The 17946-nt window shown below is 50.4% G+C and carries 15 protein-coding genes; 4 read left to right on the forward strand and 11 right to left on the reverse strand.

Annotated elements, in window-relative coordinates; all coding sequences use genetic code 11:
- Positions 1-199: 199 nt before the first annotated feature.
- Complete coding sequence (locus C7W93_RS11275; protein ID WP_108440089.1) at positions 200-1411, forward strand: acetylornithine transaminase; 1212 nt, start codon at positions 200-202, stop codon at positions 1409-1411.
- 57 nt (positions 1412-1468) lie between these two features.
- Entirely contained in the window at positions 1469-1975 is a 507-nt protein-coding gene (locus C7W93_RS11280; RefSeq protein WP_108440090.1) for a C40 family peptidase, read from the forward strand.
- Between the two features lie 236 nt (positions 1976-2211).
- On the opposite strand, the gene C7W93_RS11285 is transcribed toward C7W93_RS11280, so the two are convergent.
- Positions 2212-3123, reverse strand: a complete 912-nt coding sequence (locus tag C7W93_RS11285) for a LysR substrate-binding domain-containing protein (protein ID WP_225869809.1) — start codon at positions 3121-3123, stop codon at positions 2212-2214.
- Positions 3124-3256: 133 nt separating this feature from the next.
- Between C7W93_RS11285 and C7W93_RS11290 the strand changes: the two genes are divergently transcribed.
- Together C7W93_RS11290 and C7W93_RS11295 are read left to right on the forward strand one after the other, a co-directional pair.
- Positions 3257-4063 (forward strand): 2OG-Fe dioxygenase family protein, encoded by an 807-nt coding sequence (locus C7W93_RS11290; RefSeq protein WP_108440092.1) that lies wholly within the window; start codon positions 3257-3259, stop codon positions 4061-4063.
- A gap of 43 nt (positions 4064-4106) precedes the next feature.
- Entirely contained in the window at positions 4107-4724 is a 618-nt protein-coding gene (locus C7W93_RS11295; protein WP_108440093.1) for a LysE family translocator, read from the forward strand.
- A gap of 96 nt (positions 4725-4820) precedes the next feature.
- Here the strand turns inward: C7W93_RS11295 and lpdA are convergent, their stop codons facing one another.
- The 10 genes from lpdA to C7W93_RS11345 all read right to left on the reverse strand — a co-directional run bounded on the left by lpdA (position 4821) and on the right by C7W93_RS11345 (position 17911).
- Complete coding sequence (gene lpdA, locus C7W93_RS11300) at positions 4821-6590, reverse strand: dihydrolipoyl dehydrogenase (protein WP_201747195.1); 1770 nt, start codon at positions 6588-6590, stop codon at positions 4821-4823.
- Positions 6591-6763: 173 nt separating this feature from the next.
- Positions 6764-7333 (reverse strand): MFS transporter, encoded by a 570-nt coding sequence (locus tag C7W93_RS11305; protein WP_108440094.1) that lies wholly within the window; start codon positions 7331-7333, stop codon positions 6764-6766.
- Between the two features lie 129 nt (positions 7334-7462).
- Positions 7463-9124 (reverse strand): dihydrolipoyllysine-residue acetyltransferase, encoded by a 1662-nt coding sequence (aceF, locus tag C7W93_RS11310; protein ID WP_108440095.1) that lies wholly within the window; start codon positions 9122-9124, stop codon positions 7463-7465.
- Between the two features lie 206 nt (positions 9125-9330).
- The gene (aceE, locus tag C7W93_RS11315; RefSeq protein ID WP_108440096.1) at positions 9331-12027 is read right to left on the reverse strand and encodes a pyruvate dehydrogenase (acetyl-transferring), homodimeric type; all 2697 of its coding nucleotides are present in this window, start codon (positions 12025-12027) and stop codon (positions 9331-9333) included.
- 506 nt (positions 12028-12533) lie between these two features.
- A complete protein-coding gene (gene plsY / locus C7W93_RS11320; RefSeq protein WP_108440097.1) occupies positions 12534-13160 on the reverse strand; it encodes a glycerol-3-phosphate 1-O-acyltransferase PlsY in 627 nt (208 codons plus the stop codon).
- 48 nt (positions 13161-13208) lie between these two features.
- Complete coding sequence (ybaK, locus tag C7W93_RS11325) at positions 13209-13700, reverse strand: Cys-tRNA(Pro) deacylase (RefSeq protein ID WP_108440098.1); 492 nt, start codon at positions 13698-13700, stop codon at positions 13209-13211.
- 254 nt (positions 13701-13954) lie between these two features.
- A complete protein-coding gene (locus tag C7W93_RS11330; RefSeq protein WP_108440099.1) occupies positions 13955-14179 on the reverse strand; it encodes a hypothetical protein in 225 nt (74 codons plus the stop codon).
- 287 nt (positions 14180-14466) lie between these two features.
- On the reverse strand, positions 14467-15411 hold the full coding sequence (xerD, locus tag C7W93_RS11335) for a site-specific tyrosine recombinase XerD (protein WP_108440100.1): 945 nt from the start codon (positions 15409-15411) through the stop codon (positions 14467-14469).
- On the reverse strand, positions 15408-15977 hold the full coding sequence (locus C7W93_RS11340) for a methylated-DNA--[protein]-cysteine S-methyltransferase (protein WP_108440101.1): 570 nt from the start codon (positions 15975-15977) through the stop codon (positions 15408-15410). Before C7W93_RS11340 ends, xerD begins: the two co-directional genes overlap by 4 nt.
- 953 nt (positions 15978-16930) lie before the next feature.
- Positions 16931-17911 (reverse strand): TRAP transporter substrate-binding protein, encoded by a 981-nt coding sequence (locus tag C7W93_RS11345; protein ID WP_108440621.1) that lies wholly within the window; start codon positions 17909-17911, stop codon positions 16931-16933.
- Positions 17912-17946 lie beyond the last annotated feature (35 nt).

Here is a 17946-nt window from a genome sequence, read left to right on the forward strand (position 1 = left end):
AGGTATGCCGTGCGAGTGAACGTTTTTTGATCACGAAGCCACAGGCAATGCCTGTGGTTTTTTTTTGTCTTTTTGCGTTGTTTTGTTGACCGTAATAACCATTTCCATTTGCCGGAGCAGCTTGCACGAATGTGTTCCGGCTCACCTTTTTGTTGACAGTTTTCAGCGCCTCTTTAGCGCCTTACCCCGGAGCCAGACCATGGAATTCAACCAATTTGCCACCAATGATTTGATGTACATCACCAACCGTCCACCGCTGGTCTTCACCGAAGGCGACGGCATGTGGATGACCGATCACACTGGCAAGCGCTATCTGGATTACTTGCAAGGTTGGGCTGTGAATGCGCTGGGCCATTCGCCGCAATGCATCCAAGATGCGCTGGTTGCGCAATCGAAAAAACTGCTGAATCCATCGCCCGCCTTTTTTAACGCCCCGTCTATCGAACTGGCATCGCTGCTGACAGCGAATTCTTGTTTCGACCGGGTATTCTTTGCCAACAGCGGCGCTGAAGCCAACGAAGGCGCGATTAAACTGGCGCGTAAATGGGGCAAAAAGAATCCGAATAAAGCTGGTCAGAACCGCTTTGAAATTATCACTTTCGACCATAGTTTCCATGGCCGCACGCTGGCAACGATGTCCGCCAGTGGCAAACCCGGCTGGGACACAATGTTTGCACCGCAAGTGCCGGGCTTTCCTAAAGCCGACCTCAACGATCTGGCCAGCGTAGAGCGTCTGATCAATGAGAACACCGTGGCGGTGATGCTAGAGCCGGTACAAGGCGAAGGCGGCGTCCTGCCAGCCACGCGTGAGTTCATGCGCGATTTGCGCGCTTTAACTAAAAAACATAATCTGTTGCTGATCGTTGACGAAGTGCAATCAGGTATGGGCCGCACCGGCGAATTGTTCGCCTATCAATTAGCCGATATCACGCCGGACATCATGACGCTGGGCAAAGGTATCGGCGGCGGCGTGCCGTTAGCAGCCCTGCTGGCGCGTGAGGAAGTATCTTGCTTTGAACCTGGCGATCAAGGTGGCACCTACAACGGCAATCCATTGATGACAGCGGTAGGAACAGCAGTTCTAAAAACCTTGCTGGCACCCGGCTTTATGCAAGCAGTGAATGACAAGAGCGCCTACCTTAGCGCTGAACTGGTCAAATTATCCGAGAAACATGGTCTGGAAGGTGAGCGCGGCGAAGGCTTGCTACGCGCCCTAAAATTAGGCAAAGATATCGGCCCGCAAATCGTCGATATCGCCCGCGAGATGCAACCAGTCGGATTGTTGCTAAATTCACCGCGCCCTAATCTGCTACGCTTTATGCCTGCGTTAAATGTCACAACCGATGAAATTGATCAGATGATCAGTATGTTATCGAGCGTGCTGGATCAGATCGACGCCGCAGGAAAATGACGCTTGATTGCTCTGAAACAGCGTTGGCATCGCTTTGAAAGATCGGCCGGAGCCCCTATGACGGTAAGAACCTTCTTGATCTGTTGCTGCGCGTTATTGCTGGCTGCTTGCGGCAGCGGCAGTAATAACGTGCGCAAAACGCCGCTGACGATGGGAAGCTATTTAAACTCACAGGTGCCACCGAGCGACACCGGCAACGAAATCGTCATTTACTCGATGGGGCTAATCGATACGGATTACCGCTTCGGCGGTAAAAATCCAGAGGCAGGGCTAGATTGCAGCGGCATGGTGAGTTACGTTTTTAAACAAGCCGTGGGACTGCGCGTGACCGGCAGCGCCGCCATGATCGCGAAGCAAGGCCGGGAAGTACCAAAAAGTGACATTCGGCCCGGCGATCTGGTGTTTTTCAATACGATGAATCGCCCGTTTTCGCATGTCGGTATTTACATTGGCGACGGCCGTTTCATTAACGCGCCATCGACCAATGGCAAAGTCAGGATTGATCGACTGGAAACTAAATATTACGCGGAAAGGCTTGAGTCGGTGCGGCGATATTTTGATTAAATGTATGACTAAACGGGCAAAGCCCATCTTCTGCTAAAGGGCTTGCACAAGCTCGCAAAACTGCATTTTAAACAGTACAAAGGCGAGAAGAATAGCAACACGATTGTAGCGAAGGTAATGTCATCCGGAGCGCATAGTGGCGCTAATGCAAATTCAGCCTTTTCATCATACTGGTAATCGGGAATAGGCTCTAACTTGAAAAGCAGGAAAGGTAGTGCATATTGCATTACCTTTTTTCAATCATGCGCAAAATGTAAAGCTGTGCCGTCCAATTCTTCACAAAGCCAATTCAAAAATTTCCGACGTCGATGGTCTTCATCGAAAGAAACGGGGGATAGTAAGTAGTAAGTCGAGCCGTCCTCTTGAAATCCGAACGGTGCGACCAGTCGCCCACTTTTTATATCATCCTGGATCATGTAGATTGAGCTGATCGCGACTCCCAAACCGGCACACGCAGCCTCAAGACTGAGATAAAAATGCTCATAATGTCCAACCAGATGGGTGGCAATCGGCACCCCCGAGGCGATCTGCCAGCGTTGCCAAGCGTTAGATCGGGAAGATGTTTGTAATAAGCATTGGTGGTCAAGATGCAATTGGCCCGCCTTTAGCAATGTCGGCGCACAAACAGGGCCAACCCGCTCCATGGCAATTGGCTCAGCGTATATCTCAGCTCCCCAATTAAAATCGTTACGTCTCAGTGCCAGATCAACGTGGCGATGTTGGAAATCGATAGCTCCACCTTCGGCAAAAAGATGAATATTAATGGAAGGGAAACGCGCTTTGAATTTATTCAATCTGGGTATCAACCATCGCATTGAAATCGTCGCCTCACAAGAGAGCACCAGCGGTTGATCCGGCGCGGCTTTCCTCACATGACGAATCCCGATATTTAAACGATTAATTACATCCCCACAGGTCACCTTAAAGGCCGCCCCTTCGCGGGTCAGAAAGATTGCGCGATTTCTGCGTTCAAACAGCGCAACGCCCAACGTTTCTTCCAACTGTATGATTTGGCGACTTACCGCACCATGGGTTACGTGAAGCTCTTGGGCTGCATTGACTAAACTCAAATGACGCGCCGCTACTTCAAATATCCTAATGGCATTCAGCGATGGAATACGGTCACTCATCTGTGATTTTATCTCCATTATTTAAGTTAATTTAAATCGATATTCATTATCGTCACGATAGAAGATGATCGGTATCTCATTATTATGAATATTTACCGACTCACACCATGACAGCGAAAAATTTAGGTATATCACTTATGAATATAGTTTTATGAGCGGATTGTTGACACCTGTGACCGCGCAAAAAACAATAAATGAAGCCACATCTGATATAGAAAAAATATGCAATCTAATAGCGCATAAAGACTTTTTATTTATGACGGGAGAAAAAACGAAAGCATTGCTTGAGCAACAAAGGCCAGATGCTCTCGAAGACTTGGAGGAATTTACACAAAGCTGGTCTGATTTATATACGGATGCGTATATGGCGGATAAAGGCACATATCGCAAGCGTCGTCATGCGACGATGAGCGCACCACCATCAAGTAAATTTTTTCACTTGGAAGCACACCAACCACATTTTCAAAGCTTGTATTTTAATAATTTAAATGGGGATGTTAAGCGCCTTTATAGACCCATTTCCTCCTCAACCTTAGATAGCAAAATTCTCACGAATATCCTTAGATTGGGATGTGACATTTTTGGCCGCCTCTCACCCTATTCCTCGTGGCATATAGAAATACATCAATTCAGGATCGAAGCTGGATTAGGAGGGGCAGCAACGCCAACTCCTGAAGGGATACATCGCGACGGTGTAGGGTTTGTGATGATGCTGATGGTCAAACGGATCAATATAGCTAACGGGGCCACTTCTATTTATGATTTGGAAAAGCGACGATTAAACGAATTCACGCTAAGGGCACCCCTTGATATGGCAATTGTCAACGACGAGCGAGTTTTTCACAGTGTTGCGCCGCTTATTCAATTGGACTGCAACAAAGATGCGTATCGGGACGTTTTAGTAGTAACGTTTCGCAAAAAATGTGCCCACAATTTTCCCAACCAAGGGAAATTTTAGACTGTCCGACATTTCCAATAAATACTCACAATAAGGTAGCACAATGCCGGAGTTAATCGCAGTAGCCATCATCACGATCCTAGCCGTCATTAGTCCCGGCGCAGACTTTGCTTTAGTGACCAGAAATAGTTATTTATATGGGCGCCACGCCGGACTGCTGGCCGCAATTGGTATTGCACTGGGTGTGCAAGTGCACGTGACTTACACCATGCTCGGCGTCGGATTGTTGATCACCAACTCGCCCGGTTTATTTACGCTGATCAAGATTGTCGGGGCGCTTTATCTGGTTTATATCGGGGGAAAAACTTTTGTCGCACGCCCAGTGATCGACATCGATCCCCTTGCCAAAGCGCCAGCAAGTAAAGTCGGCTCGCTAAGAGCCGGTTTCATGATCAATGTATTCAATCCCAAAACAACCTTATTCGTCGTCAGTGTTTATACGCAAGTTGTTGGCGTAAATACGTCGCTTTCGGCACAAATAGGATATGGCTTATTTATGTCTTTTGCGCATGGCCTGTGGTTTAGTCTGGTAGCCCTATTCTTCTCGAATACCCGACTGCGCCTACGTATGCTGAAATCCCAATCAACTCTCAATAGAATAATCGGCGTTACTTTAGTGAGCCTTGGTATAGCTTTAGTTTTTATGCCAGCGCCTTCGTAGTGTACGTCTCATTACGCAACCGTTCTCCGAAATGAAAAAAGCGCAGCTAAAAATAGCTGCGCTTTTTATGTTCACTTACCTGCTACGTATGAATGTTTACTTCTTCTTAGGCGGAATAAATAGATCAGTAATCGTACCCAAGCCCATTTCAGCCGCAAACATCGGCGTCTCGGACAAGGTTGGATGCGCATGGATCGTCAAGGCCAGATCTTCCAAGTCAGCGCCCATTTCCATTGCCAGCACGGTTTCGGCCAGTAATTCACCGGCATTCACGCCGACGATACCCGCGCCGATGATGCGTTTGGTAGTTGGGTCCCACAACAATTTAGTCATGCCATCGTCGCGGCCCATTGCCAATGCGCGGCCGCTGGCTGCCCATGGGAAATTGGCTTTTTCGAACGGAATACCTTTAGCTTTCGCCTCGGTTTCGGTCAATCCCATCCAGGCGATTTCTGGATCGGTGTAGGCTACCGAAGGGATCGTCATAGCGTCGAACGCAACCTTGTGACCGCCGATAACTTCGGCTGCCACTTTGGCTTCGTTGGTCGCTTTATGCGCCAGCATTGGATCGCCGCAGACGTCGCCGATGGCAAAAATGTGCGCGACGTTAGTACGCTGTTGTTTGTCCGCCGGGATAAAGCCACGATCATTGACGATCACGCCAGCCTTTTCAGCCGCGATTTCTTTGCCGTTCGGGCGGCGACCGACTGCGACTAATACCATGTCAAACAATTGCGGCTCAGTCGGGGCCTTAGTATTACCATCAGCGCCTTCAAATGTCGCGCGCAATCCTTCAGGCAACGCTTCCAGTTTGGTGACTTTAGTTTTCAGGTAAATCGCTTCGTAACGTTTTTCGATACGCTTCTGAAGTGGCTTGACGATGTCGCGGTCAGCCGCAGGAATCAGACCGTCTGCAAACTCCACCACTGTGACTTTAGAGCCGAGCGCATCGTAGACGCAGGCCATTTCCAGCCCAATAATCCCGCCGCCAATAACCAGCAATGTCTTTGGAATCTGACGCAGTTCCAACGCGCCGGTTGAGTCGATCAGGCGTGGATCGTCGTAAGGAAATCCTGGGATTTTAGCGACCGATGATCCGGCGGCGATGATCGCATTTTTAAACGCGACGACTTTTGCACCCTCTGCGGTCTGCACAACGATCGTGTTGGCCGAGCTAAATTCGCCCTTCCCGGTCACAATTTGTACTTTCCGGGCTTTCGACAAACCGGTAAGACCGCCGGTCAGCTTTTTGATGATGCTTTCTTTCCAGCCGCGCAACGCATTGATATCAATTTCCGGAGCAGACATCTTGACGCCAAAATGCGCCATTTCTTCGGCTTCTGTAATCACCTTGGCAGCGTGTAGCAATGCCTTGGAAGGAATACAGCCAACGTTCAGACAAACACCCCCAAGATCAGGATAACGCTCAATCAAAACGACTTTTTGGCCTAAATCGGAAGCGCGGAAAGCAGCGGTATAACCGCCCGGCCCTGCGCCTAAAACGACGGTATCGCATTCGATATCAGCACTGCCGGAGAAACTGGCTGCGGCAGGCGCTGCTACCGGTGCTGCTGGTGCGACCGCAGCCGGTGTTGCCGCAGGAGCAGCGGCAGGAGCAGCACTCACGCCAGCGGCTTCCAATGCCAGAATGATCGAACCTTCAGCGATTTTTTCGCCAACTTTGACTTTGATTTCTTTAACTACACCGGCATGGCTCGATGGAATTTCCATGCTGGCCTTGTCGGACTCAACCGTGATCAATGACTGATCGACTTTGACTGTGTCGCCTACTTTAACCAACAGCTCAATGATTTCGACTTCCTTGAAGTCGCCGATATCCGGGACCTTGACTTCGACCATACTCATAAGGTTTGCTCCATTTTTATCTTCCCGCAGGGGGAGTGGTAATAGTCGCTCCGCTGTTTACGCTGTATTCAGCCGAGCATGTTCGCACATCATTTACAGGGCTAGCGCAATGTTTTGCAGCAGCGTTATGCCTTGCTGTGACAATATTACGCAGGTCTATTTTCTTTATTCGACTAAGGGTGCATCGCAAAACTGTGTATGCGTATCGGTGCAGCAGAACTCTTGTCGAACTCCACGCCAGCCTGGACACCAATCTCGGCAATCTGATGCGCGCTGAGATTTTGATCGTAGACCGCGTACATCCCGCCTAACGCAAAATTACGACCGCTGCCTATTCCCCAAAAACGCTCAAAGCTAAACACTTCACGATACGAGTAAATGCCAAAAATCCCGAAAGGGTTGGCGATCAGCGCGGTGATTTGCGATGACTCGTAAGGATCGTCTTCGTCTTCTTTGGTATTGAGGAAATATTGATCTTTGAGGATGGTATGGATGCGCGAAAAGGTCTCGAAAATTTCTTCCCGACTTTCCAGTTTGCATTCATCGCCCATGCCCAGCATCAGCTTGCGCATGACAGGGAAATGCGCAGCAGACCCGGCCAAAGTGATGAAAGAACTGCCAACTTGTAAAATCTTGTTGTTGGCTTCATAAGCATGCGACAAACGCGTATCGCCGAAAGTCACTAGCGAATCCGACGCAATCGCGATCTGGTTATCTTTCTTAACGACAACACAAGTAGTCATGACTGTTCTCCATCTGGATAAGAGCGCAGATGATCGGATGACGAAGAACGTTGCCGTTCCTCACCTTCCGATCCGCATGTCCTTGCCGAGTAAGCGCTTAGCTAAACACACACTCTCTGGCAGGAAATATTACAACAACGTTTTGCGCATATCCGCCAGCACTTCGCCCAGATAAACGCTAAAACGCGCACCCATCGCACCATCGACAACACGGTGATCGTAGGAAAGCGACATCGGCATCATCAGGCGCGGTACAAATTGTTTGCCATCCCAGACCGGTTTGATCGCAGCCTTGGACAAGCCCAAAATTGCCACTTCAGGCGCATTGATGATCGGCGTGAATGCCGTACCGCCAATGCCGCCCAACGAAGAAATAGTGAAGCTGGCGCCTTGCATATCTTGCCCCTTCAATTTACCGTCGCGTGCCTGCGCCGATAGATCGCCCATTTCTTGCGCGATTTGTGCGATGCCTTTTTGATCAGCATTTTTGATGACCGGCACAACCAGACCATTCGGCGTATCCGCAGCAAAACCGATGTTGTAATACTGCTTCAGAATCAGGTTTTCACCGTTAGCATCCAGCGAGGCATTGAACGCTGGGAATTTCTTCAGCGCAGCGACGCTGGCCTTGATCACAAACGCCAACATCGTCAGTTTGACTGTCGATTTGGATTTGGCGTAGGCGGCGTTAGCATCTTTGCGGAATTCTTCCAGATCCGTGACATCGGCTTCGTCAAATTGGGTCACATGCGGAATCATGACCCAGTTGCGGTGCAGATTAGGACCGCTGATTTTCTTGATACGCGACAGTGGCAGTAATTCGGTCGTACCGAATTTGGCAAAGTCTAGCGATGGCCATGGCAACAAGTCCAATCCAACGCCGCTGCCCTTGCCTGCTGGCGAAGCGCCGCTCGGCTTGGCAATCGCGTCGGCGACCACACCTTTGACGTATTTCTGTACGTCTTCTTGCAAAATGCGTCCCTTTGGACCTGCACCGGTCACACGGCCTAAATCGACGCCGAGTTCGCGGGCAAATTTACGTACCGATGGAGAGGCGTGGGGAACGGCGCCATTTGCGCTGGCAACTGCGGCTGGCGCGGCTTCTGCTGCCGGCGTGGGTGCTGCTGGTGCAGCCGCTGGCGCTGAAGCTGTTGCCGCTGCTGGCGCGCTGGCTGGTGCCGCAGCCGCCGGGGCAACTGCTGCTGCGCCGCCACTAGATTCCACTATCAGAATCAACGCACCTTCGCTGACTTTATCGCCTACTTTAATCTTTACTTCCTTCACGACACCGGCTTGGGTCGAAGGAATTTCCATGCTAGCTTTGTCGGTTTCGAGCGTCGCCAGCGATTGATCGACTTTGATCGTATCGCCGACCTTGACCATTACTTCAATCACTTCAACGTCTTTGACATCGCCGATATCGGGGACTTTTACCTCGACCAATCCTGCTGGCGCGGAGGGTGCTGATGGAGCTGCCGCCGCAGGAGCAGCGGCGGGTGTTGCTACAGCGGATGCCGCCGGTGCAGCAGCGGATGCTGGTGCAGCTGTTGCCGCTGCGCCTTCCAGAATCAAAATCAACGAACCTTCACTGACTTTGTCACCGACCTTGATTTTTACTTCCTTCACGACACCGGCCTGGGTCGAAGGGATTTCCATACTTGCTTTATCAGTTTCGAGGGTCGCAAGGGATTGGTCGATCTTGATCGTATCGCCGACCTTGACCATCACCTCAATCACTTCAACGTCTTTAACGTCGCCAATATCCGGGACTTTAATTTCCACCATACTCATCGCTTAGCTCCATTAGTCTTCTCGCTATTCATCGCGTCGCCGATCGTAAAGATCAGTGGCCCGCACAATGCTTGCAAGGTAAATTTTAGTTTTGCCTGACATTCTTCCTATCGCCTGCAAGCTACTCACCGGCTGCAAGATTTGACAGTACTTGGTACTGCCAGAGCTTGCAGGCTGGCTATTTGCTTAGAGAATATAAGAAGGGTTTATTGTGTGACTGGATTAAGCTTTTCAGGATTAATACCATACTTGGTAATGGCTTCGGCGACAACTGCGGCCTTGATCTTGCCTTCATCTGCCAGCGCTTTCAGTGCGGAAATCACCACAAAGTAGCGATTTACTTCAAAGAATTCACGCAACTTAGCGCGGGTATCGGAACGACCGAAACCATCGGTGCCCAATACTTTGTAAGTACGGCCGTTCGGTACGAACGCACGGACTTGCTCAGCATAAGTACGCATATAGTCGGTAGAGACGATAATCGGGCCGCTGGTATCTTGCAGGCACGCCGTGATGTGGGCAACGCGCGGTGCGTCGGTAGGATGCAGCATATTCCAGCGCTCAACGTCCTGACCGTCGCGGGCCAGCAATGTGAACGACGGGGCCGACCAGATATCGGCATTGATGCCCCAATCTTTCTCCAGCAATGCAGCGCCTTCGATCACTTCACGCAAAATCGTACCTGAACCCATCAGTTGAACGCGCAATTTGGCTTCTTTCCCGCCTTCTTGCAACAGATACAAACCCTTGATGATGCCGTCTTCGCTACCCGCCTTAAGACCCGGATGGCTGTAATTCTCATTCATCAGTGTCAGGTAATAAAACACGTCTTCCTGCTCAGTGACCATGCGACGCAAACCGTCATGCATGATGACCGCTACTTCGTGCGAGAAAGTCGGATCGTAAGGAACGCAATTTGGAATGGTCGACGCAATCACGTGGCTATGACCGTCTTCATGTTGCAAACCTTCGCCGTTCAATGTCGTCCGTCCGGCAGTGCCGCCAATCAGGAAGCCGCGTGCACGCATATCACCCGCTGCCCATGCCAGATCGCCGATGCGTTGGAAACCGAACATCGAATAGTAGGTATAAAACGGAATCATCACGCGATTATTGGTCGAGTACGATGTCGCCGCAGCGATCCACGAACTCATACCGCCCGCTTCGTTGATCCCCTCTTGCAGAATCTGACCGGCTTTATCTTCGCGGTAGTACATGACCTGGTCTTTATCGACTGGCTCGTACAACTGACCGACTTGGCTGAAAATACCGATTTGACGGAACAGACCTTCCATCCCGAAAGTACGCGACTCATCGACCATGATCGGCACGATGCGTTGACCCAGGCTAGGATCGCGCAGCAAAGTCGTCAAAATCCGCACATACGCTTGCGTAGTCGAGATTTCACGGCCTTCAGCAGTCGGTTCCAGCACGGCCTTAAACGATTCTAGCGGCGGTACGATCAATTCTTCATCGGCTTTCATACGACGCTGTGGCAGATAGCCGCCCAGCGCTTTACGACGCTCGTGCAGATAGATCATTTCCGGGGTGTCATCGGCTGGCTTGAAGAATGGCACAGCGGCTAACTGATCGTCGGGGATCGGCAATTGGAAACGGTCGCGCATCGCTTTGATCGCTTCGTCATCGAGTTTCTTGGTGTTATGCGCAGTATTACGCGCTTCACCGGACTTGCCGAAGCCGTAGCCTTTGATACTCTTAACCAGCAAGACGGTCGGTTGACCTTTGTGCTCTTGCGCTACTTTGAATGCTGCGTAAATTTTGTGTGGATCATGACCGCCGCGGGTCAGATGCCAGATGTCGTCATCCGACATTTTGCTGACTAATTCCAGCAATTTAGGGTGTTTTCCGAAGAAGTTCTTACGGACAAACGCGCCATCTTTGGCTTTATAGTTCTGATATTCGCCGTCAACGGTGTCCATCATGACTTGCTGCAAAATGCCTTCTTTGTCGCGTGCCAGCAGATCGTCCCAACCAGCGCCCCAAATGACTTTGACCACGTTCCAGCCAGCACCACGGAAATCGGACTCTAGCTCTTGAATGATTTTGCCATTGCCGCGTACTGGGCCATCCAGACGTTGCAAGTTACAGTTAACAACGATGACCAGATTGTCGAGTTTTTCGCGGCCAGCCATACCAATGGCGCCCATCGATTCCGGTTCGTCCATTTCACCATCGCCACAGAACGCCCACACTTTGCGGTTAGCGGTATCGGCGATGCTACGTGCGTGCAGATATTTGAGGAAACGTGCCTGATAAATCGCCATCAACGGTCCCAGACCCATCGATACGGTCGGGAATTGCCAGAAGTTCGGCATCAGTTTTGGATGCGGATATGAAGACAAACCCTTGCCATCGACTTCGCGACGGAAATGCAGCATTTGCTCTTCGGTCAGACGGCCTTCAAGGAAAGCACGGGCATACACGCCGGGGGATGAATGGCCTTGAATATAGAGCAGATCGCCGCCGTGGTTTTCAGACGGTGCGTGCCAGAAATGGTTAAAGCCGATACCCAGCATATTCGCCAGCGACGCAAAGCTCGACAAATGGCCGCCCAAATCGCCATCCAGACGATTCGCTTTGACCACCATCGCCATCGCATTCCAACGCATCCACGAACGCAAACGCTCTTCGATTTCGAGATTGCCGGGGCAATGTTCGCCGATGTGCGCAGGAATCGTATTGACGTAAGCAGTGTTGCTCGAAAATGGAATCTGTGCCCCGCGCCGACGCGCCAGGTCCACCATGCGTTCCATCAAATAATGCGCCCGTTCAGGCCCTTCGGTTTCGATGACGGCTTCTAGCGCGTCTAACCATTCTTTTGTTTCGATGACGTCTGGATCGTTGGTGGCTTGCGCCAAAACCTGGTCGAGTTGGGCTGACATGTTGAGTCTCCTGAGTTATTTAAGCGCTTTATACCGATCTATTTTGGGATCGAATGGAATAGCGGGCTGACATCAATTCCGCAAAAATACTCACCTACGGACGATAAATATAGGCGATGCGGCGAATTCTAACAGAGACTTTTTACACTTTCAAATGGTGATATGACTTTTCATATTATGAAAATATGCCGCAAAGCAGCATTGCATAGCCTAAACTGCAAAGGCACGCATTCTACCTACAGAATCTTCGAATAGCAGAGAGAGAAAATGGGTGAGATCAGATCGTGACGCATTGCAACAATGCGTCACGTAGAAGGCGGTTCAGAACAGAAACGCCTATATTTAAAAACAACAATAAAATCTTAAAGCTGAAAAATCGCGCAAAATTGTTCCATCCTTCAGCGAGGTTAAAACCGGACAATCACGACCGCGGCGACATTCAATAGGCCAAACGCCCTACCGCTGCGAACCAGCCCCAACGCACAATTTTGCGTAAATATAAAAAACTAATTCGGTTTAGCCGGACTGCCGTTTTTCTTGGCCCCGATCCGACTTTCTTTACCTGACAACAAATTACCAATATTTTTGGCGTGACGATAAACCAACAACGCGCTCATCACCACAATCGCCAGCAAAATCACGTCAGCGCCCTTCATCAGGGTATAAAAGAATGGCGCGAACAAACACGTTACCAACGCGGCCAACGAAGAATAGCGAAACGCATACGCAATAATCACCCAGGTTGCCAGCGCGCCCAATCCCAACAAGGGCTGAATCCCGATCAGAACGCCAAACATCGTTGCCACACCCTTGCCGCCGACAAAACGGAAAAATATCGGCCACAAATGTCCTAAAAAGACGGCAATCGCCACCAACGCAATGCCGCCGTCATCCAAACCATATTGCGGACCGAATTTTTGCGCCAGCCAAACGGCCAGCCACCCTTTGAAGCCGTCGCCTAGCAACGTCAGGACCGCCGCCACTTTATTGCCACTGCGCAACACATTTGTTGCGCCGGGATTTTTCGAGCCATAAGTACGCGGATCGCCCAGCCCAAATAACTTGCTCACAATGACGGCAAATGAAACAGAGCCGATCAAATACGCGGCAATCGTAAATAAAAGCATGTTCATGCATGTTCTTTCTTATTAATTCGTAGGGAAGCGCGGCAACGGCTGCGCCTAATCTTTCAGCGCGCAAGTCACTGACTGTGCGTGCAACACGTCGACGATAATTTGCGGCGCAATACCGATCAGAAAACCGCGACGACCGCCATTGATATAAATAGTTGGCAATTGCAAAATGCTCTGCTCCACATAAATCGGCATGCTTTTGCGTGTCCCAAACGGAGACGTACCGCCGATCATGTAGCCGGAATGACGCTGTGCGACCTCCGGCTTGCACGGCTCGACCGACTTGCATCCGATTTGCCGCGCCAGATTTTTAGTTGAGACCTTACAGTCTCCATGCATCAGTACGATCAGCGGTCGCGCCATTTCATCCTGCATGACGAGCGTCTTCACCACCTGATGTTCATCCACTCCCAATCCCTGGGCCGATGCAGTGGTGCCGCCATGCTCTTCGTAAGTATAGGGATGCTCTGAAAAAACCAGACCGTGCTGGCGCAGGAAATGCGTCGCCGGGGTCTCAGAAATGTGTTCTTTTTTTGCCATACTAGTACTAAAGCGTAAAAATGGCCCGAACCAGCAATGCTCGGACCATCGTTAAAAAAGAGTGTAATGCAGCTGTGGCGACCATATTTTCGACAGTGCGACTAGCATCTGACAAAGCCAATAAAAAATCGTTAAACCAGAATCGTTAAACAATAACGCGAGGGGAAGATCATCCTGATCACAACCCTTTTCCGCGTGCTACCGACTCTTCGCATCCTGAATGAAGGCTGCGATGGCTTCACAGATTACATTGGTCAGTTTGGTCCCGGCGTTGCTGCGGGTGGTGTTTCCGTTGCGCCAACCTGGCCCGACGCGTCGTTTGCCTCGTCGTCCGCGCCATCCTCAGTTGCATCCGTGACATCAGTCCCATCGTCACCGACAGATCCTTTTTCGGATTTACGCTTCAGCTTTTCTTCTTTTTTCTTCTTCTTTTCAAGCTCTTTCTGACGCTTTTCGTATTGAAAATTTGTTTTTGCCAATTGGGCCCCCTAAATAAACACTAATAAACACCGATAAATACTTTAATAGACCGTACTTTCGCCAAATTGACCGCAGCGCAACGCACGTATGACGCGACCAGTCTGACAACCAAGACACTTTACCCAGGTAAGCATAACGCCGCCCGGGCGATTTGCCTCAGCCCTAATAGACTTGAAATGATGGCTTACAGGATACAGGAGAAACAAATGCCATGAAGTAGAATTCGGGCCACGACTCACTCTGTAAATGCGACTTATTCCAGAGTTGATCGTTGCTGCGCGCCACCCTAACGTCCTCTTGGATGGTGTTCGGCATGAAGTGTTTTCAACCGTTCACGGGCAATATGCGTATAAATTTGCGTAGTCGAAATATCAGCATGTCCTAACAATAGCTGCACCACCCGCAAGTCAGCGCCGTGGTTCAGCAAATGCGTGGCAAACGCATGGCGTAAAGTATGCGGCGACAGCGGCGCATTAATCGCCCCCTGCACTGCATACTTCTTAATCAGCGTCCAAAACATCTGCCGCGTCATCGGCCCGCCCCGCGCCGTCACAAACAAAGCATCATCAATCTGACCCGACATGATCGCCGGACGGGCGTCTGCCAGATACCGCACGATCCAGCTGCGCGCCTCCTCGCCAAACGGCACCAGACGCGTTTTATCGCCCTTGCCGGTAATCCGCAGCACGCCCTCGTTCATGCCCACTTCAATCGACTTTAACAACACCAGCTCCGACACCCGCAGCCCACTGGCGTACATCAGCTCCAGCATCGTGCGATCGCGCAAACCCAGCGGCGTAGCCACATCCGGCATCGCCAGCAACGCTTCGACTTGCGACTCCGACAGCGTATTCACCGAGCGCTCGGGCTGCTTGGCGGAACGCAAATGCAGACAAGGATCGACAGCAATAAGATTTTGTCTTAACGCCAGAAAATAGAAGCGCTTCAAGACCGCCAGACGGCGATTGGATGACGTCGCTTTCCCCTCACTTTTAGCCGCGAAATACGCCGTCAGATCCTGTTCATCGACGGCAAATAACGACTTCGGCCGATGTGCCTCCAGCCACAACGCAAACAAACGCATATCGCGTCGATAAGCTTCCAGAGAATTTTTTGCCAGACCATCTTCCAGCCACAACGTATCGCAAAACTCGTCAATAGCGGCCTGACTTTGCGGGATTAGCACGCTTGATTGCGGCTCTACGCCATCGGAACCCAAGATATTTTTCATAAATCCGCCACGCCTTCATGTGCCAACAGCCAGCGCTTTACGCCAACATGAAAACCATCCACCGCATCACTATGAGAAAACCCACCCAGCCCACCAGCCGCAGTCACGCGATGGCAAGGGATCACCAGCGGAAACCAATTAGCCCCGCAAGCCTGCCCAACCGCACGCGGTGCAGACTGCACCAGCCGCGCCACCTCACCATAAGTCAGCACGTCCCCCCGCCCAATTGCAGAGATTTGCGCCCAAACCTTACGCTGAAACACCGTGCCGATAGCCGCCAGCGGCAACGAAAACTGAACATCAGGATTTTGCAAATAAGCAGCGATCTGCTCTGCAGCACGTTCCGACAATGCATCAGCAGGCGCTTTTTCCGCAAATGAATGCGGCAGATACACCAATTCGCGAATATAGCCAGACATGGCCTCCGTCCCGATCCGAACACCCACAGCGCCGAATGGCGCCGCAACAATCGCGGAAAACAGGTCAGATGGGGATTGGTACGGAGATATATTTGTGTCATTTTTGCCACTAATACCGGCAAATTGAGGGGAAGCATTTCTTTTCATACGGACCTCACGATGACAAGTTACAAACCGCAAGCTAATGAAATATGGACTTACGCATAGTGGTGCAACGAAGACAGTAAGCGATACCGGGCCGCGAAGCGCCCAAGAGAGCAAGTCGCTAAGAAGCGATCTTCTTCAACGCACAGCCCCCAAAACAATAAAGAAGTTTTAAGAATCCCACCACGCAAATAAATTTTAGGCGGTGTCCCAACAAGGCGTGCCGACGAAGACAGTACGCTAGTACGGCTAGGGGAGCACATTGCCCGAAACCGACTTTCTTCAATGCACAGTCCCAAAAACAATAAAGAAGTTTTAAGAATCCCACCACACAAATAAATTTTAGGCGTTACGAGAAAGTGTCCCAGCAAGGCGTGCCGACGAAGACAGTGCTAGTACGGCTAGGAGAGCACAACGCCGCTGGGGCGCTTTCTCGTAGCTCCTAAAAATAAAAAAGGCGCATCTGTGAGATGCGCCCCAAATACTTCTATGTGTGTTCCCGGCCGTTTAAACAGCTTCATTTGAAACGCACTGTCTCCTCAGTATCCCCGGTATCTATACCGTTCTTATGCACCACCACCTATAAATCTCTTTATTCACTACCCTTGGCGCATCGTAGCGCCATCAAGCTGAAAAATCTACATTCTGTGCTGCAAAACTTACTGAAAAGACAAAATTGGTTGTTTGTCACATACGGCCCTGTTGGGGCTGATCTGCAATATTCAATAGGTGACGAACTCTAACAGGAGTTAACTTATTTTTACAAATAATTTTAATGAATCGATCTATAAACTACAGATAGTTTTAGCCTAAAGGCCCCGGGCAAACAAACGGTTTACATCCACAACATTTTATGTAGAAATAAATATCTCCTCGCCAATCTCGTACCAGCATACTTTTGACTACTAGCTGGTATTCCAGACAGCGCCAAAATGTTCAAAATAGCCTCATCTTGCCTATTTGTAGCCCAACGCCGCCGATTCCCGATTCACAGCATCAATCAAATCCTTGCCAATGCGCCCTTCCATCTGTGTGCGAACTGGCAACAAAGCTGCGCGCCACGCGGCGGTTTCTTTGTCAGTTAAGCGATAAATAGTCGTTTTCCCGGTTTTCTTGATCCCCGCCAGCCCTGCATCATTCTCCTGCTGGGCAATTTTATTCGCATATTGGGTTGCCTCTTCCATCGCCTGCGTCAGCGCGGAACGGATATCCCAGGGCAAACCGTCCCAAAATTTCTTGTTAACAATCACGGCATAACCTAAATAACCATGGTTCGAGAGCGTGATGTCCTTTTGTACCTCATACATTTTCTGCGTGTACAGATTTGAAGGCGGATTCTCGGTCCCGTCCACCGCGCCGGTCTGCAAGGCCTGATACACCTCCGAGAAGCCAAGCACCTGTGGATTTGCCCCGAGAGCGCGCATTTGCAAATCCAGCACCTTCGATGACTGAATCCGCATTTTCAACCCTTTGAAGTCAGCTGGCATATGCAACGGCCGGTTAGCTGACATCACCTTAAAACCATTATCCCAATACGCCAGACCGGTAATCCCCTTCGATTCCAGCTTACTAAACAAATTTTTACCGATCTGCCCCTGCGTCACACGATACACCACCGCCAGACTGGGAAAAATATAGGGTAAATCAAATACCTCAAACTCCTTCACGCCCAAGGGCGCAAATTTCGCCAACGATGGCGCCAGCATTTGCACCGCCCCTAGTTGCAATGCTTCAAGTTCTTCTTTGTCTTTATAGAGGGTGCTGTTCGGATAGATTTCGACCTTGACACGGCCTTTGGTGGCCTTTTCCGCCAGCTCTTTAAAGCGCAATGCGGCTTTCCCTTTCGGGGTATCGTTGGCGACAACGTGGCTGAATTTGATAATAATCGGCGTTTGAGCCATAGCATTACCCTCTGGCAGCATAGTCAGCGCCAGCATAAGCAGCACCGATAACACCGACAACGACGATGGTA

Origin of the sequence: Glaciimonas sp. PCH181 (assembly GCF_003056055.1) — a bacterium.
Taxonomy (GTDB): domain Bacteria; phylum Pseudomonadota; class Gammaproteobacteria; order Burkholderiales; family Burkholderiaceae_D; genus Glaciimonas.